General features: G+C 62.5%; 14 protein-coding genes. 10 read left to right on the top strand and 4 right to left on the bottom strand.

The annotated features are described in order from the left end of the window. Window positions 1-126: 126 nt before the first annotated feature. Window positions 127-2,130 carry a choline BCCT transporter BetT gene (betT, locus tag LOY37_RS01605; RefSeq protein ID WP_045193915.1) on the bottom strand — a complete coding sequence of 668 codons (2,004 nt, stop codon included), beginning with the start codon at window positions 2,128-2,130 and terminating at the stop codon, window positions 127-129. 422 nt (window positions 2,131-2,552) lie between these two features. On the opposite strand from betT, the gene betI reads away from it, so the two are divergent. The 6 genes from betI to selO all read left to right on the top strand — a co-directional run bounded on the left by betI (window position 2,553) and on the right by selO (window position 13,468). After that, a complete protein-coding gene (gene betI, locus LOY37_RS01600; RefSeq protein ID WP_093377074.1) occupies window positions 2,553-3,218 on the top strand; it encodes a transcriptional regulator BetI in 666 nt (221 codons plus the stop codon). A gap of 31 nt (window positions 3,219-3,249) precedes the next feature. Continuing rightward, window positions 3,250-4,722, top strand: a complete 1,473-nt coding sequence (gene betB / locus LOY37_RS01595; RefSeq protein ID WP_045193917.1) for a betaine-aldehyde dehydrogenase — start codon at window positions 3,250-3,252, stop codon at window positions 4,720-4,722. Window positions 4,723-4,898: 176 nt separating this feature from the next. Beyond that, window positions 4,899-6,590: a choline dehydrogenase gene (gene betA / locus LOY37_RS01590; RefSeq protein WP_093377077.1), complete on the top strand. Its 1,692-nt coding sequence runs from the start codon at window positions 4,899-4,901 to the stop codon at window positions 6,588-6,590. A gap of 226 nt (window positions 6,591-6,816) precedes the next feature. After that, window positions 6,817-8,559, top strand: a complete 1,743-nt coding sequence (locus LOY37_RS01585) for a potassium/proton antiporter (RefSeq protein ID WP_258608958.1) — start codon at window positions 6,817-6,819, stop codon at window positions 8,557-8,559. Between the two features lie 39 nt (window positions 8,560-8,598). Then, on the top strand, window positions 8,599-11,949 hold the full coding sequence (gene mscK / locus LOY37_RS01580; protein ID WP_258716189.1) for a mechanosensitive channel MscK: 3,351 nt from the start codon (window positions 8,599-8,601) through the stop codon (window positions 11,947-11,949). 58 nt (window positions 11,950-12,007) lie between these two features. Then, window positions 12,008-13,468 (top strand): protein adenylyltransferase SelO, encoded by a 1,461-nt coding sequence (gene selO / locus LOY37_RS01575; protein ID WP_258716188.1) that lies wholly within the window; start codon window positions 12,008-12,010, stop codon window positions 13,466-13,468. 20 nt (window positions 13,469-13,488) lie between these two features. Here selO and LOY37_RS01570 read toward each other — a convergent pair whose 3' ends face one another. Both LOY37_RS01570 and LOY37_RS01565 read right to left on the bottom strand, forming a co-directional pair. After that, window positions 13,489-13,890, bottom strand: coding sequence for a type II toxin-antitoxin system HigA family antitoxin (locus LOY37_RS01570; protein WP_258716187.1), 402 nt, complete (start codon window positions 13,888-13,890; stop codon window positions 13,489-13,491). 5 nt (window positions 13,891-13,895) lie between these two features. After that, a complete protein-coding gene (locus LOY37_RS01565; protein WP_258716186.1) occupies window positions 13,896-14,183 on the bottom strand; it encodes a type II toxin-antitoxin system HigB family toxin in 288 nt (95 codons plus the stop codon). A 178-nt stretch (window positions 14,184-14,361) separates the two neighbouring features. On the opposite strand from LOY37_RS01565, the gene trxC reads away from it, so the two are divergent. Continuing rightward, on the top strand, window positions 14,362-14,796 hold the full coding sequence (gene trxC / locus LOY37_RS01560) for a thioredoxin TrxC (protein WP_093377092.1): 435 nt from the start codon (window positions 14,362-14,364) through the stop codon (window positions 14,794-14,796). On the opposite strand, the gene LOY37_RS01555 is transcribed toward trxC, so the two are convergent. Further along, the gene (locus tag LOY37_RS01555) at window positions 14,793-15,566 is read right to left on the bottom strand and encodes a ParA family protein (protein WP_038997609.1); all 774 of its coding nucleotides are present in this window, start codon (window positions 15,564-15,566) and stop codon (window positions 14,793-14,795) included. The genes trxC and LOY37_RS01555 overlap by 4 nt on opposite strands. A 317-nt stretch (window positions 15,567-15,883) precedes the next feature. On the opposite strand from LOY37_RS01555, the gene LOY37_RS01550 reads away from it, so the two are divergent. From LOY37_RS01550 to LOY37_RS01540, 3 genes are read left to right on the top strand one after another with little or no spacing between them, the layout of a single operon-like run. After that, window positions 15,884-16,600, top strand: coding sequence for a beta-ketoacyl synthase chain length factor (locus LOY37_RS01550; protein WP_258716185.1), 717 nt, complete (start codon window positions 15,884-15,886; stop codon window positions 16,598-16,600). Beyond that, on the top strand, window positions 16,576-17,388 hold the full coding sequence (locus LOY37_RS01545; RefSeq protein WP_045193925.1) for a 1-acyl-sn-glycerol-3-phosphate acyltransferase: 813 nt from the start codon (window positions 16,576-16,578) through the stop codon (window positions 17,386-17,388). The genes LOY37_RS01550 and LOY37_RS01545 overlap by 25 nt, the downstream gene beginning before the upstream one ends. Further along, window positions 17,363-17,635, top strand: a complete 273-nt coding sequence (locus tag LOY37_RS01540) for a phosphopantetheine-binding protein (protein ID WP_258608947.1) — start codon at window positions 17,363-17,365, stop codon at window positions 17,633-17,635. Before LOY37_RS01545 ends, LOY37_RS01540 begins: the two co-directional genes overlap by 26 nt. Window position 17,636: the final 1 nt, after the last annotated feature.

The raw sequence follows: 17,636 nt of genomic DNA, 5'->3' as shown, positions 1-17,636 counted from the left end.
TGGCACCGGGCTCCTTGGCAACGCCAAGAGTGCCGGGGCCTGCTGCGCCTGTCCAGTCTGCACCGGTATCACAACAAAAAGGGCCCTGTTCCTGCGAACAGAGCCCTTGCGGTGCATCAGCCGTTGTCAGCTATAGACACGCCCCAGCAACTGGCGGTGGCTTTCGAACTGATCGAGCACATCACGGGTGATCTGCTCCGGGGTGAAGCCCATCAGGTCGTACTCCTGGCTGCCATTGTGCAGGTACACCTCGGCGCGGTAGAAGCGCTGACGCACTTCCGTCTCGCCTTCCACCGGTGCCTCGCTCGGCGCGGCCAGGTAGCCGTCCAGGCTCACTTCATAAACGAACGGATTGCCTTCTTCCATGTCGATGCGCAGGCCCATGGCCGAGCGCGACTGGCCGACCCGGGTCTGCACCTGGAAGCCCAGGGTCTGCAACTGCGCAGCCGCTTCCTTGAGCGCCGGGCTGACGCGTTTGTCCATGAAGCGCTGAACGATGGCCTGGGTTGGCTGCAGGTCCAGCTGGCTCAAGCGCTCGCTGAAACCGCGACGACCACGGGCAGCCAGTTCGGCCTGCTCCTGCTCGACCTGGCTGTCCTGTTTCATGGCCTTGTACAGGCCGAACATGAACAGCACCAGCACCACCGAGAACGGCAGCCCCGCCAGTACCACCATGGTCTGCATGGCCTGGAAGTTACCGGCCAGAAGCAAACCGATGGTGACCACGGTAATGATCGCCGACCAGAGGATACGCAGCCAGTTCGGTGCATCTTCGTCGACATGGCCGCCTTTGCAGGAAAGGTTGGCCATCATCACCGCGCCGGAGTCGGCCGGGGTCAGGAACAGTACGAAGCCAACGAAAATCGCCACACCGACCACGATCTTGGCGAACGGATAGTGCTCGAGCAACTGGTAGATCGACATCGCCGGCTGTTCCAGCGCTGTTCGCCCAAGCTCCACCGCGCCCTGGTTCATGACCAGGTCCAGCGCCGAGTTGCCGAAGATCGACAGCCAGGCCAGGGTGAAGCCCAGCGGGATCAGCAGTACGCCGGCGACCAGCTCGCGCACGGTACGACCGCGCGAAATGCGGGCAATGAACATACCGACGAACGGGCCCCAGGAAATCCACCAGGCCCAATAGAACACGGTCCACAGGCCCAGCCAGCGCTCGGACTTGTCACTGTCACCTTCATAGACGTACAGGTCGAAGGTTTTGAGCACCACGCCGTTGAGGTAGTCGCCGATGTTCTGCACGAAGCTGTTGAGCAAGTGCAGGGTCGGGCCGTTGAGCAGCACGAACAGCAGCAGGCCGCTGAACAGGATGATGTTGAGGTTGGACAGGCGGCGGATGCCGTTCTCCACACCCGACACGGCGGCGATGGTCGCCACGGTGCTCATCACCAGAATCACGATCAGCAGGTTGGTGTCGCTGTGCTGCATGCCGAACAAATATTCCAGGCCCGAGGATACCTGCATCGAGCCAATGCCCAGGTTGGTCACCAGGCCCAGCAGGGTCACGAACATGCCGAAGATATCGACAGTGTGGCCTGCGGCGCCCTTGACCCAACGCTCGCCGACCAGCGGGTACAGCGCCGAGCGCAGGGCCAGCGGCTGGTTGTGGCGGTAAGCGAAGTAGGCAACGGACAGGCCGACCAGGGCATAGATCGCCCAGCCATGCAGGCCCCAGTGCAGGAAGGTCAGCTGCAGGCCTTCACGGGCCGATTGCAGGCTGGCCGGTGCGCCTTCAGGCGGGTTGAAGTAGTGATCCAGCGGCTCGGACGCGCCGAAGTACAGCAGCGAGATACCGATACCGGAGGAGAACAGCATCCCGGCCCAGGCACCGTAGCTAAAGTCCGGCTTGTCATCCTTGCCGCCAAGCTTGAGCTTGCCGAAGTTGGAGAAGGCCAGAACGATGACGAACAGCAGGTAGCCGCCAATCACCAGCATGTAGTACCAGCCGAAGCTGCGCGACAACCAGGCCTGAGCCTCGTTCAGCACGCGGCCGGCGGTTTCGGGAACTGCGATCAGCAAGGCAGTCAACAACAGGATCAGCAACGTCGAGGTGAAGAACACCACGCTGTTGACCCGGACCCTCTCGGCAGGGGTCTTGATTAGGGAGGCAGAACTCATTGCACATATGCTCCGGGCAGTGCGAGAGAAACACGAAACAATCGTTACCCGAGCAAATGGTGCAATAGCCCCACAGCTGCAGGTGTTATAAAAGCACCTTGAAAAAACCGTGATCCCGAATCGATTGCGTTGAAAAAAACAGGCCGAAAACCCCGTCCCGAGGGTTGGCCGCGCGGTGCTATACCGCTCGGCAGATCTGTTCAACGCGCCGTTTACACCCGTCAACACCTTGTATTCCGGGGGTTCCACGTCTTTTTGGGGTGCCAATTTGTGCAAACCGCAGGTAGGAAAAACCTGTCAATTGCACAGATTGTCGCAGAGCTTATTCTTTGTTGATTGAACGTTCAATCAAAACAAAATAGACTGGCCTTCGCCGAGGCAGCCGCTCGTCGACTGCTCGCAGGCCTGAGGAGATTTGCAAGATGCCCAAGGTCGGTATGCAACCCATCCGCCGTCAGCAGTTGATCGAAGCCACGTTGCTGGCCATCGACCAGGTCGGCATGGGTGACGCCAGCATTGCGCTGATCGCCCGTTTGGCCGGTGTGTCGAATGGCATCATCAGTCACTACTTTCAGGACAAGAACGGCCTGATCGCAGCGACCATGCGGTACTTGATGAGCGTGCTGAACGAGAACGTCGTCGCCAACCGGCAGGCGCTCAAGGACAACAGCCCGCGCGCCCACCTGCAGGTGATCATCGAAGGCAACTTCGACGCCAGCCAGGTCAACGGCCCGGCAATGAAAACCTGGTTGGCCTTCTGGGCCTCCAGCATGCACCAGCCGTCTTTGCACAGGTTGCAGCGGATCAACGATCACCGCTTGTATTCCAACCTGTGCTGCCAGTTCCGCCGCGCCCTGCCGTTGCCAGAAGCACGCAGCGCGGCCCGCGGGCTGGCAGCCTTGATCGACGGTCTGTGGCTGCGCGGTGCGCTGTCCGGAGACGCTTTCGACACCGACCAGGCGAAACAAATCGCTTACGAATACATGGATTTACAACTGGCGAAACAGACGAGCCCGGACACGCAAAACCAGGCCTCTGAACCACCGCGCGTCGCGATTGCCAAACAAGCAGGAGCGCTGCACGGATAGCCAAACACACATATGCACTTGCGAGGACACTATGGCCCGTTTCGAACTGCAAAAACTCTACATTGATGGTGGTTATGTCGACGCTTCCAGCGACGCTACCTTCGACGCCATCAACCCGGCCAACGGCGAAGTCCTCGCCCAGGTGCAACGCGCTACCGAAGCCGATGTCGAGCGCGCGGTAGAAAGCGCCGAACGTGGCCAGAAAGTCTGGGCAGCGATGACCGCCATGCAGCGTTCGCGCATCCTGCGCCGCGCCGTCGACATCCTGCGCGAGCGCAACGATGAACTGGCCGCCCTGGAAACCCTGGACACCGGCAAGTCGTACTCCGAAACCCGCTACGTCGACATCGTCACCGGCGCCGACGTGCTGGAATACTACGCAGGCCTGGTACCGGCCATCGAAGGCGAGCAGATCCCGCTGCGCGACAGCTCGTTCGTCTACACCCGCCGCGAGCCGCTGGGCGTGACCGTCGGTATCGGTGCCTGGAACTACCCGATCCAGATCGCCCTGTGGAAATCCGCACCAGCCCTGGCGGCCGGTAACGCGATGATCTTCAAGCCGAGCGAAGTCACCTCGCTGACCACCCTGAAACTGGCCGAGATCTACACCGAAGCCGGCCTGCCAGACGGCGTGTTCAACGTCCTGACCGGCAGCGGCCGCGAAGTCGGCACCTGGCTGACCGAGCACCCGCGCATCGAGAAAATCTCCTTCACCGGCGGCACCACCACCGGCAAGAAAGTCATGGCCAGCGCTTCGAGCTCGACGCTCAAGGAAGTCACCATGGAACTGGGCGGCAAGTCGCCGCTGATCATCTGCGACGACGCCGATCTGGATCGCGCCGCCGACATCGCCATGATGGCCAACTTCTACAGCTCGGGCCAGGTCTGCACCAACGGCACCCGCGTGTTCGTCCCGGCCTCGATGAAAGCGGCTTTCGAAGCCAAGATCGCCGAGCGCGTTGCGCGCATCCGCGTTGGCAACCCTGAAGACGAAAACACCAACTTCGGCCCGCTGGTCAGCTTCGCCCACATGGAAAGCGTGCTGGGCTACATCGCCAAGGGCAAGGAAGAAGGCGCACGCGTTCTGTGCGGCGGCCAGCGTCTGACCGAAGGCGAATTCGCCAAGGGCGCATTCGTGGCACCGACCGTGTTCACCGACTGCCGCGATGACATGACCATCGTCAAGGAAGAAATCTTCGGCCCAGTAATGAGCATCCTCTCCTACGAGACCGAAGAAGAAGTCATCCGCCGTGCCAACGACACCGAATACGGCCTGGCCGCGGGCGTCTGCACCAACGACATCAGCCGCGCCCACCGCATCATCCACCAGCTGGAAGCCGGTATCTGCTGGATCAACGCCTGGGGCGAGTCGCCAGCCGAAATGCCGGTTGGCGGTTACAAGCAATCCGGTGTTGGCCGCGAAAACGGCGTGAGCTCGCTGGCTCAGTACACTCGTATTAAATCGGTGCAGGTGGAACTGGGTGCGTACAACTCGGTTTTCTGAGGTGACACGTAGCCAGATGCTCTGAAGCCTCAAGCTTCGAGCTGCAAGCTGCAAGTAAAAGCCGGTGCGCGTTATGCCAACCGGCACTTGCAGCGCCCACTAAATCGCGAGCCTTGCACGACCGCTTTTTCTTGCGGCTTGTAGCTTGAGGCTTGCAGCTGCTTTCGGAGAAAGCCATGGAATATGACTACATCATCGTCGGTGCCGGCTCTGCCGGTAACACCCTGGCGACCCGCCTGACCGAAGACGAAGGCGTTACTGTCCTGCTGCTCGAGGCCGGTGGCCCTGACTACCGCATGGACTTTCGCACCCAGATGCCAGCCGCGCTGGCTTTCCCGCTGCAAGGCCGTCGCTACAACTGGGCCTACGAGACCGACCCGGAGCCGCACATGGACGGCCGCCGGATGGAATGCGGTCGCGGCAAGGGCCTGGGTGGCTCGTCGCTGATCAACGGCATGTGCTACATCCGCGGCAACGCGATGGACTTCGACGGCTGGGCAAAATTGCCAGGCCTGGAAGACTGGAGCTACCTGGACTGCCTGCCGTATTTCCGCAAGGCGGAAACCCGCGACATCGGCGCCAACGATTATCACGGTGGCGAAGGCCCGGTCAGCGTCACCACGCCTAAAGCCGGCAACAACCCGCTGTTCCACGCCATGGTCGAAGCCGGCGTGCAAGCCGGTTACCCGCGCACCGAAGACCTCAACGGCTACCAGCAGGAAGGTTTCGGCCCAATGGACCGTACCGTCACGCCTAAAGGCCGTCGCTCCAGCACCGCCCGCGGCTACCTGGACACTGCCAAAAAGCGTTCGACCCTGACCATCGTCACCCACGCCCTGAGCGATCGCGTGCTGTTCGACGGCAAGCGCGCTGTTGGCGTGAGCTACCTGGTCGGCGCCAGCGAAGAGCGCGTCGAAGCCCGTGCGCGCAAGGAAGTGATCGTCTGCTCCGGCGCCATCGCTTCGCCGCAACTGCTGCAGCGCTCCGGCGTTGGCCCGCGTGCTCTGCTCGAAAGCCTCAACGTGCCTGTGGTTCACGACCTGCCGGGCGTGGGCGAAAACCTGCAGGACCACCTTGAGCTGTACCTGCAGTACGCCTGCACTCAGCCGGTATCGCTGTACCCGTCGCTGCTCTGGTACAACCAGCCGGCCATCGGTGCCGAGTGGCTGTTCAAGGGCACCGGTATCGGCGCCAGCAACCAGTTCGAAGCGGGCGGTTTCATCCGTACGCGCGAAGAGTTCGAATGGCCGAACATCCAGTACCACTTCCTGCCAGTAGCGATCAACTACAACGGCAGCAACGGCGTACAGGAACACGGCTTCCAGGCCCACATGGGGTCGATGCGCTCGCCTAGCCGCGGCCGCATCCAGCTGAAGTCGAAAGACCCGCGCCAGCACCCGAGCATCCTCTTCAACTACATGGCCACCGAGCAGGACTGGCAGGAATTCCGTGACGGCATCCGCCTGACCCGCGAAATCATGGCCCAGCCGGCACTGGACGCCTACCGTGGCCGCGAAATCAGCCCGGGCGCCGACGTGCAGACTGACGAGGAACTGGACAAGTTCATCCGCGAGCACGCCGAAACCGCGTTCCACCCGTCCTGCTCGTGCAAGATGGGCGACGACGACATGGCCGTGGTCGACGGCCAGGGTCGCGTGCATGGCATGCAGGGCCTGCGTGTGGTCGATGCCTCGATCATGCCGATCATCATCACCGGCAACCTCAACGCCACCACGATCATGATCGCCGAGAAAATCGCCGACAAGATCCGCAACCGCCAGCCGCTGCCACGCAGCACCGCCAAGTACTACGTCGCCAACGGCGCGCCGGTCAAAGGCAAGGCGATGCGTGAGGTCAAGCAGGCCTAAGCTTTTTTCGCCAGGCAAGCCCGCTCCTACCTGTGGGAGCGGGCTTGCCCCGCGATGAGGCCCGCAAGAAGCGACACAATAAGGCACTCCAAGGAGTGCTTTTTTTGTCCCCGCGATTAACCCTTTACAGCCCGCCAACCCCTCAGGTTAGAATCCTTGGCACGCGACCTGCTTGATATTCAAAGCAAACCGCCCCTCCTTCCTGCTTTTCCCCGGAGTACTGCCTTTGGATGCGTCCACCATCAATAGCCTGTTCTTGATCGGCGCATTGCTGGTAGGTGCAAGTATTCTGGTCAGCTCACTGTCATCGCGCCTGGGCATCCCGATCCTGGTCATCATCCTTGCGGTCGGCATGATTGCCGGGGTCGACGGTGGCGGCATCATCTTCAACAATTACCCGACCGCCTACCTGGTGGGCAACCTGGCGCTGGCGGTGATCCTCCTCGACGGCGGCCTGCGCACGCGGGTGGCGAGTTTCCGCGTGGCCCTGTGGCCGGCGCTGTCGCTGGCCACAGTCGGCGTGCTGATCACCACCGGCCTGACCGGCATGGTCGCCGCCTGGCTGTTCGACCTGAGCCTGATACAGGGCCTGCTGATCGGCGCCATCGTCGGCTCCACCGACGCCGCAGCGGTATTCTCGCTGCTCGGCGGCAAAGGCCTGAACGAGCGGGTGACGGCAACCCTGGAGATTGAATCGGGCAGCAACGACCCGATGGCGGTGTTCCTCACCGTGACCCTGATCGAGATGATCGCCAGTGGCCAGACCGGCCTGCACTGGAGCCTGCTCACCCACCTGCTGCGCGAGTTCGGCATCGGCGGCCTGCTGGGCCTGGGTGGCGGCTGGCTGCTGCTGCAACTGGTCAACCGCATCAACCTCGCCGGCGGCCTCTATCCGATCCTGGTAGTGGCCGGCGGCCTGGTGGTGTTCTCGCTGACCAACGCCCTGCACGGCAGCGGCTTTCTCGCCGTGTACCTGTGCGGCCTGGTGCTCGGCAACCGGCCGATCCGTAGCCGCCATGGCATCTTGCACATGCTCGACGGCATGGCCTGGCTCGCGCAGATCGGCATGTTCCTGGTCCTCGGCCTGCTGGTCACACCGCACGACCTGCTGCCCATCGCCCTGCCGGCACTGGGCCTGGCGCTGTGGATGATCATCTTCGCCCGGCCACTGTCGGTAATCGCCGCCCTGCTGCCGTTCAAGGCTTTCCATGGCCGCGAAAAAGCCTTTATTTCCTGGGTCGGCCTGCGCGGCGCGGTACCGATCATTCTCGCGGTGTTCCCGCTGATGGCCGGGCTGCCCGATGCGCAGCTGTTCTTCAACCTGGCGTTCTTCATCGTGTTGGTCTCGCTGCTGGTGCAGGGCACCAGCCTGCCGTGGGTGGCCAAGCTGCTGAAAGTGACAGTACCGCCAGACCCGGCGCCGATCTCCCGCTCGGCCCTGGAAGTGCACATCACCAGCGAGTGGGAGCTGTTCGTCTATCGCCTGGGCGCCGAAAAATGGTGCATCGGCGCCGCCCTGCGCGAGCTGAAAATGCCCGAAGGCACCCGCATCGCCGCACTGTTTCGCGGCCAGCAACTGCTCCATCCGTCGGGAAGTACCACCCTGGAAGTCGACGACCTGCTCTGCGTAATCGGCCACGAACACAACCTGCCGGCCCTCGGCAAGCTGTTCAGCCAGGCACCGCAGCGAGGCCTGGACCTGCGCTTCTTTGGTGACTTCGTGCTCGAAGGGGACGCAGAACTGGGGGCTGTAGCGGCGTTGTACGGTTTGCAGCTCGACGGTCAGGACCCGCACATGCCACTCAGCCGCTTCATCGCGCAGAAGGTTGGCGGCGCGCCGGTGGTCGGCGACCAGATCGAATGGAACAGCACCTTGTGGACGGTTGCAGTGATGGAAGGGAACAAGATCCTCAAAGTGGGCGTCAAATTCCCCGAAGGTACTCGACCCGGCCCAGGGTTGTTCCTTTAAACTCCGTTCTTCGCCTCTGCCTGTACGAATTTTCTGCCTATGTCCCTGCGCACGTTTTTAAGCGCAGCCCTGATCGGGCTGTGCCTGTCCTTCTCCCCGGTGTGGGCGGCGGAACCGCCGACCACGGCAGCGATCCAGAAAAGCCTGGACAAGATCGCCGAACGCAAGCTGCCCGAGGCTGAACAGAAAGCCCTGCAGCAGGTGCTCGAAAAGACCCTGGCCTTCCTCGGCAACAAAGAGGACAGCGAGAAGAAGCTCACTGCGCTCAAGCACCAGCTCAACGACGCGCCGCGCCAGACCAGCGAAAACCAGCGCGAGCTGGCCAAGCTCAAGGACAGCAAGGTGATCCCGGTCACCCAGCGCTACGCTGCCTCCAGCGTGCCGCAGCTGGAGCAATTGCTGGCCGAGCGCACCACCGAGCAGGGCGAACTGCAAAAAGCGCTGTCCGAGGCCAACAGCCTGACCATCACCGCGCAGACACGCCCCGAACGGGCCCAGGCAGAAATCAGCGCCAACCAGACCCGCACCCAGCAGATCAACACCAGCCTGAAGATCGGCAAGGACGGCGGCAAGCCGCTCAGCGCCGACCAGCGCAATCAGCTCAACGCCGAACTCGCCGCGCTCAACGCCCTGACCCTGCTGCGCCGCCAGGAACTGGCCGGCAACAGCCTGCTGCAAGACCTGGGCAACAGTCAGCATGACCTGTTGATCGAGCGCGCCGCGCGCCTGGAACAGGAGATCCAGGACCTGCAGACGCTGATCAACCAGAAGCGCCTGGCCCAGTCCCAGCAAACCGTCACCGAACAGTCGATCGAAGCGCAGAAAGCCGGCGGCAGCACCCTGCTGGCCACCGAAAGCGCCGCCAACCTCAAGCTCTCCGACTACCTGCTGCGCAGCACCGACAGCCTCAACGACCTGACCCAGCAGAACCTCAAGACCAAGCAGCAGCTGGACAGCCTGACCCAGAGCGACCAGGCCCTCGACGAGCAGATCAGCGTGCTCAAGGGCAGCCTGCTGCTGTCGAAGATCCTCTACAAGCAGAAGCAGGCGCTGCCGCACCTGAAGCTCGACCGCGACCTGGCCGACCAGATCGCCGACATCCGTCTGTATCAGTTCGAGATCAACCAGCAGCGCGAGCAGATCAGCAGCCCGAGCAGCTATGTCGACAAGCTGCTCACCGCGCAACCGCCCGAGACCGTCACCCCGCAACTGCGCAAGGCCTTGCTGGAAGTGGCGATCACTCGCAGCGACCTGCTCGAACGCCTGAACCGTGAACTGAGCGCGCTGCTCAACGAATCGATCACCTTGCAGTTGAACCAAAAGCAACTGTTCAGCACCGCACAAAACCTGCGTGCAACCCTTGATGAGCAGATGTTCTGGATTCCCAGCAACAAGCCACTGGACCTGGAATGGCTGCGCAGCGTGCCCGAGCGCCTGCAAAAACAGGTTGTCAGCCTGCCTTGGGGTTCAGGCCTGCGCGAGCTGACCGACGGCCTGGCCCAGCGCCCGTTGCTGTTCCTGCCGTTGCTGTTGCTGATCGGCACCCTGCTGTGGCGGCGCAAATACCTGTATGCGCGCCTGACCAAGGTTCACCAGGATGTCGGCCACTTCAAGCGTGACAGCCAGTGGCACACGCCCCAGGCGATCCTGATCAACATCCTCCTGGCCATGCCCCTGAGCCTGGGCCTGGCCCTGTGCGGCTATGCCCTGCAGGTCGACGCCCGCGGGCAGAACGCCAACCTCGCCTCGGCGCTGTTCCAGGTGGCCCAGGCCTGGCTGGTGTTCTACACCGCCTACCGGATACTCGCCCCGGGCGGCGTGGCCGAGCTGCACTTTCGCTGGGAAAAGCCCCAGGTCGAATTCCTCCGTGGCTGGATCCGCCGCCTCGGCACCGTGGTCCTGGCCCTGGTCGGGGTGGTGGCGGTGGCCGAACATCAACCCTCGGCGCTGGCTGAAGACGTGCTCGGCATCGGCGTGGTGCTGACCTGCTATGCGCTGATGGCCTGGCTGCTCAGCCGCCTGCTGCTGAGCAGCCCCACCCACCGCAACACCTCGCTGTTTCGCAAGGCCGTGGGCGTGGCCTTTACCGCGTTGCCGGTGGCGCTGTTCATCGCCGTGTGCTTTGGCTATTACTACACCGCGCTCAAGCTCACAGACCGCCTGATCGATACTTTGTACCTGCTGATGTTCTGGCTGGTGATCGAAGCCGCCTTCGTCCGCGGCCTGGCCGTGGCTGCCCGGCGCCTGGCCTACCAGCGGGCGCTGAGCAAGCGCCAGGCGGCCAAGGAAGGCCTGGATGGCGAAGTGCTGGTCGAAGAGCCGACCCTGGACATCGAACAGGTCAACCAGCAGTCGCTGCGCCTGATTCGCCTGGCCCTGCTCGGCGGCTTCATCGCCGCCCTCTACTGGGTCTGGTCGGACCTGATCAGCGTGTTTGCCTACCTCGACAACATCACCCTGTACGAGTACACCAGCGGCACCGGCGCATCCATGAGCATGGTGCCGATCAGCCTGCGCGACCTGCTGGGTGCACTGGTGATCATCGGCATCACCATTGCCCTGGCCGGCAACCTGCCGGGCCTGCTCGAAGTGCTGGTGCTGTCACGCCTGAACCTGGCCCAGGGCAGCGCCTACGCCACCACCACGTTGCTGTCCTACGTGATTGCCGGGGTCGGCTTTGTTTCCACCCTTTCAGCCCTGGGCGTCAGCTGGGACAAACTGCAATGGCTGGTGGCGGCACTGTCGGTGGGCCTGGGCTTCGGCATGCAGGAGATCTTCGCCAACTTCATCTCCGGGATCATGATCCTGTTCGAGCGCCCGGTGCGCATCGGCGACACCATCACCATCGGCAACCTCTCCGGCACGGTGAGCAAGATCCGCATCCGCGCCACCACCATCACCGACTTCGACCGCAAGGACATCATTGTCCCGAACAAGACCTTCATCACCGGGCAACTGATCAACTGGTCGCTGACCGACACCATCACCCGGGTAACCCTCAAGCTCGGCGTCGACTACGGCTCGGATCTGGACCTGGTGCGCACCCTGCTGCTCAAGGCCGCCAACGACAACCCGCGGGTACTCAAGGAACCGGCGCCGATCGTCTACTTCCTGAACTTCGGCGAAAGCACCCTGGACCACGAGCTGCGCATGCACGTGCGCGACCTGGGCGACCGCAACCCGGTGCTCGACGAGATCAACCGCTACATCAACAAAGAGTTCAAGAAGCAACACATCAACATCTCCTTCCGGCAGATGGAGATCTACCTGAAGAACATGCAGGGCCAGGAATACAAGATGGTCCCGGTGGAAAACCTCGACAAGACCGTGCTGCCAAACGCCAGCGATGGCGAGAAGCCCGGCGACGAGGCCAGCGGCAAACCGGCCTGACTGGACGCCAGCGGCCATACCCTTGCAGAATGCTCAGGTTTTCTTCAGGAGATGGCCGTTGAAAGCCCTCGACGAACTGACTTTCAATAACCGTTTCGCCCGCCTGGGCGATGCCTTCTCTACTTCGGTGCTGCCCGAGCCGATTGCCGAACCGCGCCTGGTGGTCGCCAGCGAGGCAGCCATGGCGCTGCTCGACCTTGAGCCCACCGAGGCCCATTCGCCGGTATTTGCCGAACTGTTCAGCGGCCACAAGCTGTGGGCCGAGGCCGAACCGCGGGCGATGGTCTATTCCGGGCATCAGTTCGGCTCCTACAACCCGCGCCTTGGCGATGGCCGCGGGCTGTTGCTGGGCGAGGTGCGCAACGACGCCGGCCAGTCCTGGGACCTGCACCTCAAGGGCGCCGGGCAGACGCCTTACTCGCGCATGGGTGATGGCCGCGCCGTGCTGCGTTCATCGATTCGCGAGTTCCTTGCCAGCGAGGCCCTGCCGGCCCTGGGCATCGCCAGCAGCCGCGCGCTGTGCGTGATCGGCTCGAGTACGCCGGTGTGGCGAGAAACTCAGGAGCGCGCCGCCATGCTGCTGCGCCTGGCGCCGAGCCATATCCGCTTCGGGCATTTCGAGTACTTCTACTACACCCGCCAGCCCGAGCAGCAGCGCATCCTCGCCGATCACGTGCTCAACAGCCACTTTGCCGAGTGCAAGGACGAACCCGAGCCGTACCTGGCGATGTTCCGCACCATCGTCGAGCGCAATGCCGAGCTGATTGCCCGCTGGCAGGCCTATGGTTTTTGCCACGGGGTGATGAACACCGACAACATGTCGATCCTGGGCATCACCTTCGACTTCGGCCCCTACGCCTTCCTCGACGACTTCGACGCCAACTTCATCTGCAACCACTCCGATGACCAGGGCCGCTACAGCTACAGCAACCAGGTACCCATCGCCCACTGGAACCTCAGCGCCCTGGCCCAGGCCCTGACGCCGTTTATCAGCGTCGAAGCGCTTAAGGAAACCCTCGGGCTGTTCTTGCCACTATACGAGGCCCATTACCTGGACCTGATGCGCCGACGCCTGGGCCTGACCCAGGCAGAAGACGACGACAAGCTGCTGATCGAGCGCCTGCTGCAACTGATGCAGCCCGGCGCGGTGGACTACACCCTGTTCTTCCGCCATCTCGGCGACCAGCCTGCCGAGCAGGCGCTGCAGGTGGTGCGCGACGACTTCATCGATCTGGCCGGTTTTGACCTGTGGTCAGCCGATTACCTGGCGCGCCTGCAGCGCGAACCCGGCAACGCCGAAGGCCGGCGCGAGCGCATGCATGCGGTCAACCCGCTGTACATCCTGCGCAACTACCTGGCCCAGCGCGCCATCGAGGCGGCCGAGGGGGGTGACTACGAGGAAGTACGCCGCCTGCACCAAGTGCTGAGCAAACCGTTCGACGAGCAGCCGGGCATGCAGGCCTATGCCCAGCGGCCGCCGGAGTGGGGTAAGCACCTGGAGATCAGTTGCTCGTCGTGAGGCTTCACCGCCTCTGATCTTTAGAAGAACACGTCTGCGGGCACCGAAAAGCGCTTGGCCAGTTCACGCACCTGACGCAGATTGAGCTGACGCTTGCCCGCCAGCACCTCCGACACTACCGATTGCGAACCAATCTCCGGCAGATCGCTTTGCTTGAGACCATGTTCCTGCATCAGGTAGCGCAACGTGTCGACGCCACTGGCCCGGGGCAAAGGTCGATGCGCATGGTCATAGGCCTGCAGCATATCCCCCAGATGTACAGCGAGACTTGCCAGGGGATGGCCCTCATCCTCGCCGACCAAAACCAGCAGTTCATCCAGCGATTCGACCAGTGCATCGTAGTCCGCTTCGCTGGCTGGTTTGCGCAGCAACGGCGACACATACTGCCAATGCGCTGCCGCTTGCTTGATCAGTGGGCTCATTGCCTTCACTCCTTCCACTTGCCTTTGTCGTACTCGCCATGATCAAGCACATGCTTGATATACAGGCGCTGCGTCTTGTAGTGCACAACCGCAATCAGCCGCAATTTGTTGCCGCCGATATCGAATACATGCAACGCCCCTACCTTGTCAGTGGCAGGAAATGTCCCTTTCATCGCCGCAAAGTCCGCGGGATTGCAGGCCTTGACCAGTCGATACCAAGCGTCCAGCGCCGAGGCTGCTCGCGGCCATTTCGCCTTGGCCTCCCAGATGCGTTTTTCCGTTATCACATGCATGCCACACCCGAATCGCAAAGTGCTTTCAGGAGGGAGCTTGAGAGCAATACACAAATATAGCAATCTGCGATACTTATCAAAACATTCCGGATAATCGGCAAGCAAGCGGCGGCGGTATTTGTCTTTGCCCGAGAATGTTCTTAGTGTTTCAACATTCTCACCCTTCTCAGGTACTCAAATGAGCGACCCACTACTCATCCCCTGCCCCCACTGCAACGGCCTCAACCGCATCCCCGGCGAGCGCCTCGGCGACAGCCCTAAATGCGGCCGCTGCAAGAACCCGGTGCTGCTGAGCACGCCGTTCGATCTGCAACAGGGCGATTACGCCAGCCAGATCAAGGGCGACCTGCCGCTGCTGATCGATGTCTGGGCCGACTGGTGCGGGCCGTGCAAGTCGTTTGCGCCGATCTTTGCCCAGGCCGCCGCTCAGCTGAGCGGGCGCTGCCGCCTGGCCAAACTGGACAGCGAGGCCAACCAGCAACTGGCCGGGCAATTGGCGATTCGCTCGATCCCCAGCCTGATCCTGTTCAAAAACGGCCGGGAAGTGGCGCGCCAGAGCGGTGCATTCCCACTCCAGCAACTGCTGGAGTGGCTGCGCAGCCAGGGCGTCTAGGCGTTTTCTTCGAGCAGAGCGTGCAGCTCGACAAACTGCTGGGTCAGTTTATGCCGAGGCTCCAGGTGAATCAGCGGCAGGCTGGCCTGGTGTGATTCGCGCATCTTCACCGAGCTGTTGAGGTACACCGGCAGCACCGGCAGGCCCTCGGCGATCAACTCGTCGAGCATCTGCTGGGGCAGGCTGGCGCGGGCCTGGAACTGGTTGACGACGATGCCTTCGACCTGCAGCTCTTCGTTGTGGTCGTCCTTGAGTTCTTCGATCTCGGCCAGCAGGCCATACAGGGCCTGGCGAGAGAAGCTGTCGCAATCGAAGGGGATCAGCACACGATCGGCAGCGATCAGCGCCGAAACCGCATAAAAATTCAGCGCTGGCGGAGTGTCCAGGTAGATCCGGTCGTAGTCCTCGTCCAGCTCATCGAGCAGTTTGCGCAGCTTGTTGATCTTGTGCTTGGCCTCAAGCTTGGGCTGCAGGTCGGCAAGCTCGGCGGTGGCGGTCACCACATGCAGGTTGTCGAAGGGCGTTTCGTAGATATCGACCTTGTTCTTCTTGGCAAACGGCCCGGACGACAGGGTCTGCTTGAAGAAGTCGGCAATGCCCATGGGAATGTCCTCGCCGGTCAGCCCGGTGAGGTACTGGGTCGAATTGGCCTGGGCATCCAGGTCGATCAGCAGGGTCCGATAGCCTTCATTGGCACTCACCGCTGCCAGGTTGCAGGCAATGCTCGACTTGCCAACGCCACCTTTCTGATTGAATACCACGCGCCGCATGGAAAGACCTCCGTGTGTCTGGGGATGAGCGAGTATGTGCGGCCAATGACGGCTTGACCAGCCGCCAATGGCTCAAGTTTTCGGCGATCCGACCGAATAAACAACACCGCCATTGGTCGGGAAACCTCGGATCGGTCCGACGAATCATAAGGACCGCTGTCTGTTGCAGACGACAATCCGTACAACCAATATTTGCTACACACCAACTCCACCGGGATAATGCGCGCCACTCGGCGATTGCGCCACACCCCTGTCAGGTCGTTGTTCCGAGTCACTCCCTCGGCAAGGAAGTCCCTCAGGGCGGGAAGTACAGCTAAGTGATCACATTCAATATCAGCCAGTGGCGCGCGTGGGCGCCAGGCCTGCAGACGGCTGCCGATTGGCAGGCCTGGAGCCAGGCACAGCACTGCCCGGCAGTGGCTGAACAGGCACCGGATGTGTCGTTTTTGCCGGCCATGCAGCGCCGGCGCCTGAGCCGACTGGCGCGCATGGCCTTTGCCGTGGGCTGGCCATTGGCCGAAGGAATGCAGGATTTGCCGCTGGTGTTCGTCTCCCGGCATGGCGAAACCCCACGCACCTTCGAGATACTCAGCGACCTGGCCAACGAGCAGCCGCTGTCGCCAACCCAGTTCAGCCTGTCGGTACACAACGCGGTGATCGGCCTGTGGTCGATCATGCGTGGCGAAACCAGCGAAATGACCGCCCTGGCCGCTGCCGGTGACGGTTTCGAACACGGCGTGATGGAAGCCGCCTGCCTGCTGCGCGAAGGCGCCCCGGCAGTGCTGCTGATAATCACTGAAGAACAGCCGCCCGCGGCCTACGGCCCGTGGATCGATGACGTGCCGTTTGCCTACGCCCTGGGCCTGCTGCTGACGCCTGGCGACGACTGGCAACTGACCCTTGGCGATAACAGCGCTGGCGCGGCTGCGAGCGAACCCCATGCCCTGAGCTGGTTGCGTTGCCTGCTCAAGGGCGAAAGCACCTGTACCCACACCTGGAAGAGTCGCACATGGAACTGGCAACGCAAGCCATAAGCAGACCGCGCGACGCCTATTACTGGCGCCTGCTCGCCACCGCCGTCAGCTTCCTGCTGTTCGGTGTCGGCGGCCTGTGCCTGCGCCTGCTGGTGTTCCCGCTGCTGGCCTGCCTGCCCGGCGACGGCGTACGCCATCGCCAGCGCGCGCGGCACACCATCAGCTGGCTGTTCTGGCGTTTCATTCGTTTCATGGCCGCCAGCGGCGTGCTCACCTATGAGGTCAAGGGCGCGGAAAAACTCGGCCGCCCGGGGCAGATGATCATTGCCAACCACCCGTCGCTGATCGACGTGGTGTTCCTCATCGGCCTGGTACGCCAGGCCAACTGCGTGGTCAAGCAGAGCCTCTGGCACAACCCCTGCACCCGCGGCCCGGTGCGTTCGGCCGAATACATCAGCAACGACGGCAGCATGGACATGCTCGACAGCGCCGTCGGCGCACTACAAGGCGGCCAGACCCTGATCATCTTCCCCGAAGGCACGCGCACCCAGCCGGGCCAACCGCCGGCCTTCCATCGCGGCGCAGCGGCCATCGCCCTGCGCGGTGCGCAGATCATTACCCCGGTAACCATCAAGGTCACCCCCAGCACCCTGACCAAGGCCGAACCCTGGTACCGCATACCCCAGCGCCGGGTGCATTTCAGCCTGCAGGTCGGTGCCGACATCGACCCGCAGGCCTTCGCCGCACAAGGCCCCGCCCCGCAGGCCTCACGCAAACTCAACGACTATTTGCATCAGCACTTCACCAAGGAGCTCGCCGAAGATGAGCGATCCACAGAACACCCTTAACCACGACATCAAGCTGTTGATCATCGACGCCCTGGGCCTTGAAGACATCAGCGCCCAGGACATCGGTGACCAGCAGACCCTGTTCGGCGAAGGCCTGGGCCTGGATTCGGTGGACGCCCTCGAACTCGGCCTGGCGATCCAGAAGAAGTACGGCATCAAGATCGACGCCGACGCCAAGGACACCCGTAACCATTTCACCAGCGTGGCCAGCCTTGCGGCTTTCGTCACCGCCAAACAGGCAGCCTGAG

It is taken from the genome of Pseudomonas sp. B21-012 (genome assembly GCF_024749305.1).
Lineage (GTDB): Bacteria > Pseudomonadota > Gammaproteobacteria > Pseudomonadales > Pseudomonadaceae > Aquipseudomonas.
This window is presented reverse-complemented; position numbering and strand designations above follow the sequence as displayed.

Bases quoted from the DNA above. Each gene is read 5' to 3' on its own strand.
- betT (WP_045193915.1), bottom strand. From the start codon at position 2,130: ATGAGTTCTGCCTCCCTAATCAAGACCCCTGCCGAGAGGGTCCGGGTC.
- betI (WP_093377074.1), top strand. From the start codon at position 2,553: ATGCCCAAGGTCGGTATGCAACCCATCCGCCGTCAGCAGTTGATCGAA.
- betB (WP_045193917.1), top strand. From the start codon at position 3,250: ATGGCCCGTTTCGAACTGCAAAAACTCTACATTGATGGTGGTTATGTC.
- betA (WP_093377077.1), top strand. From the start codon at position 4,899: ATGGAATATGACTACATCATCGTCGGTGCCGGCTCTGCCGGTAACACC.
- mscK (WP_258716189.1), top strand. From the start codon at position 8,599: ATGTCCCTGCGCACGTTTTTAAGCGCAGCCCTGATCGGGCTGTGCCTG.
- LOY37_RS01570 (WP_258716187.1), bottom strand. From the start codon at position 13,890: ATGAGCCCACTGATCAAGCAAGCGGCAGCGCATTGGCAGTATGTGTCG.
- LOY37_RS01565 (WP_258716186.1), bottom strand. From the start codon at position 14,183: ATGCATGTGATAACGGAAAAACGCATCTGGGAGGCCAAGGCGAAATGG.
- trxC (WP_093377092.1), top strand. From the start codon at position 14,362: ATGAGCGACCCACTACTCATCCCCTGCCCCCACTGCAACGGCCTCAAC.
- LOY37_RS01555 (WP_038997609.1), bottom strand. From the start codon at position 15,566: ATGCGGCGCGTGGTATTCAATCAGAAAGGTGGCGTTGGCAAGTCGAGC.
- LOY37_RS01545 (WP_045193925.1), top strand. From the start codon at position 16,576: ATGGAACTGGCAACGCAAGCCATAAGCAGACCGCGCGACGCCTATTAC.
- LOY37_RS01540 (WP_258608947.1), top strand. From the start codon at position 17,363: ATGAGCGATCCACAGAACACCCTTAACCACGACATCAAGCTGTTGATC.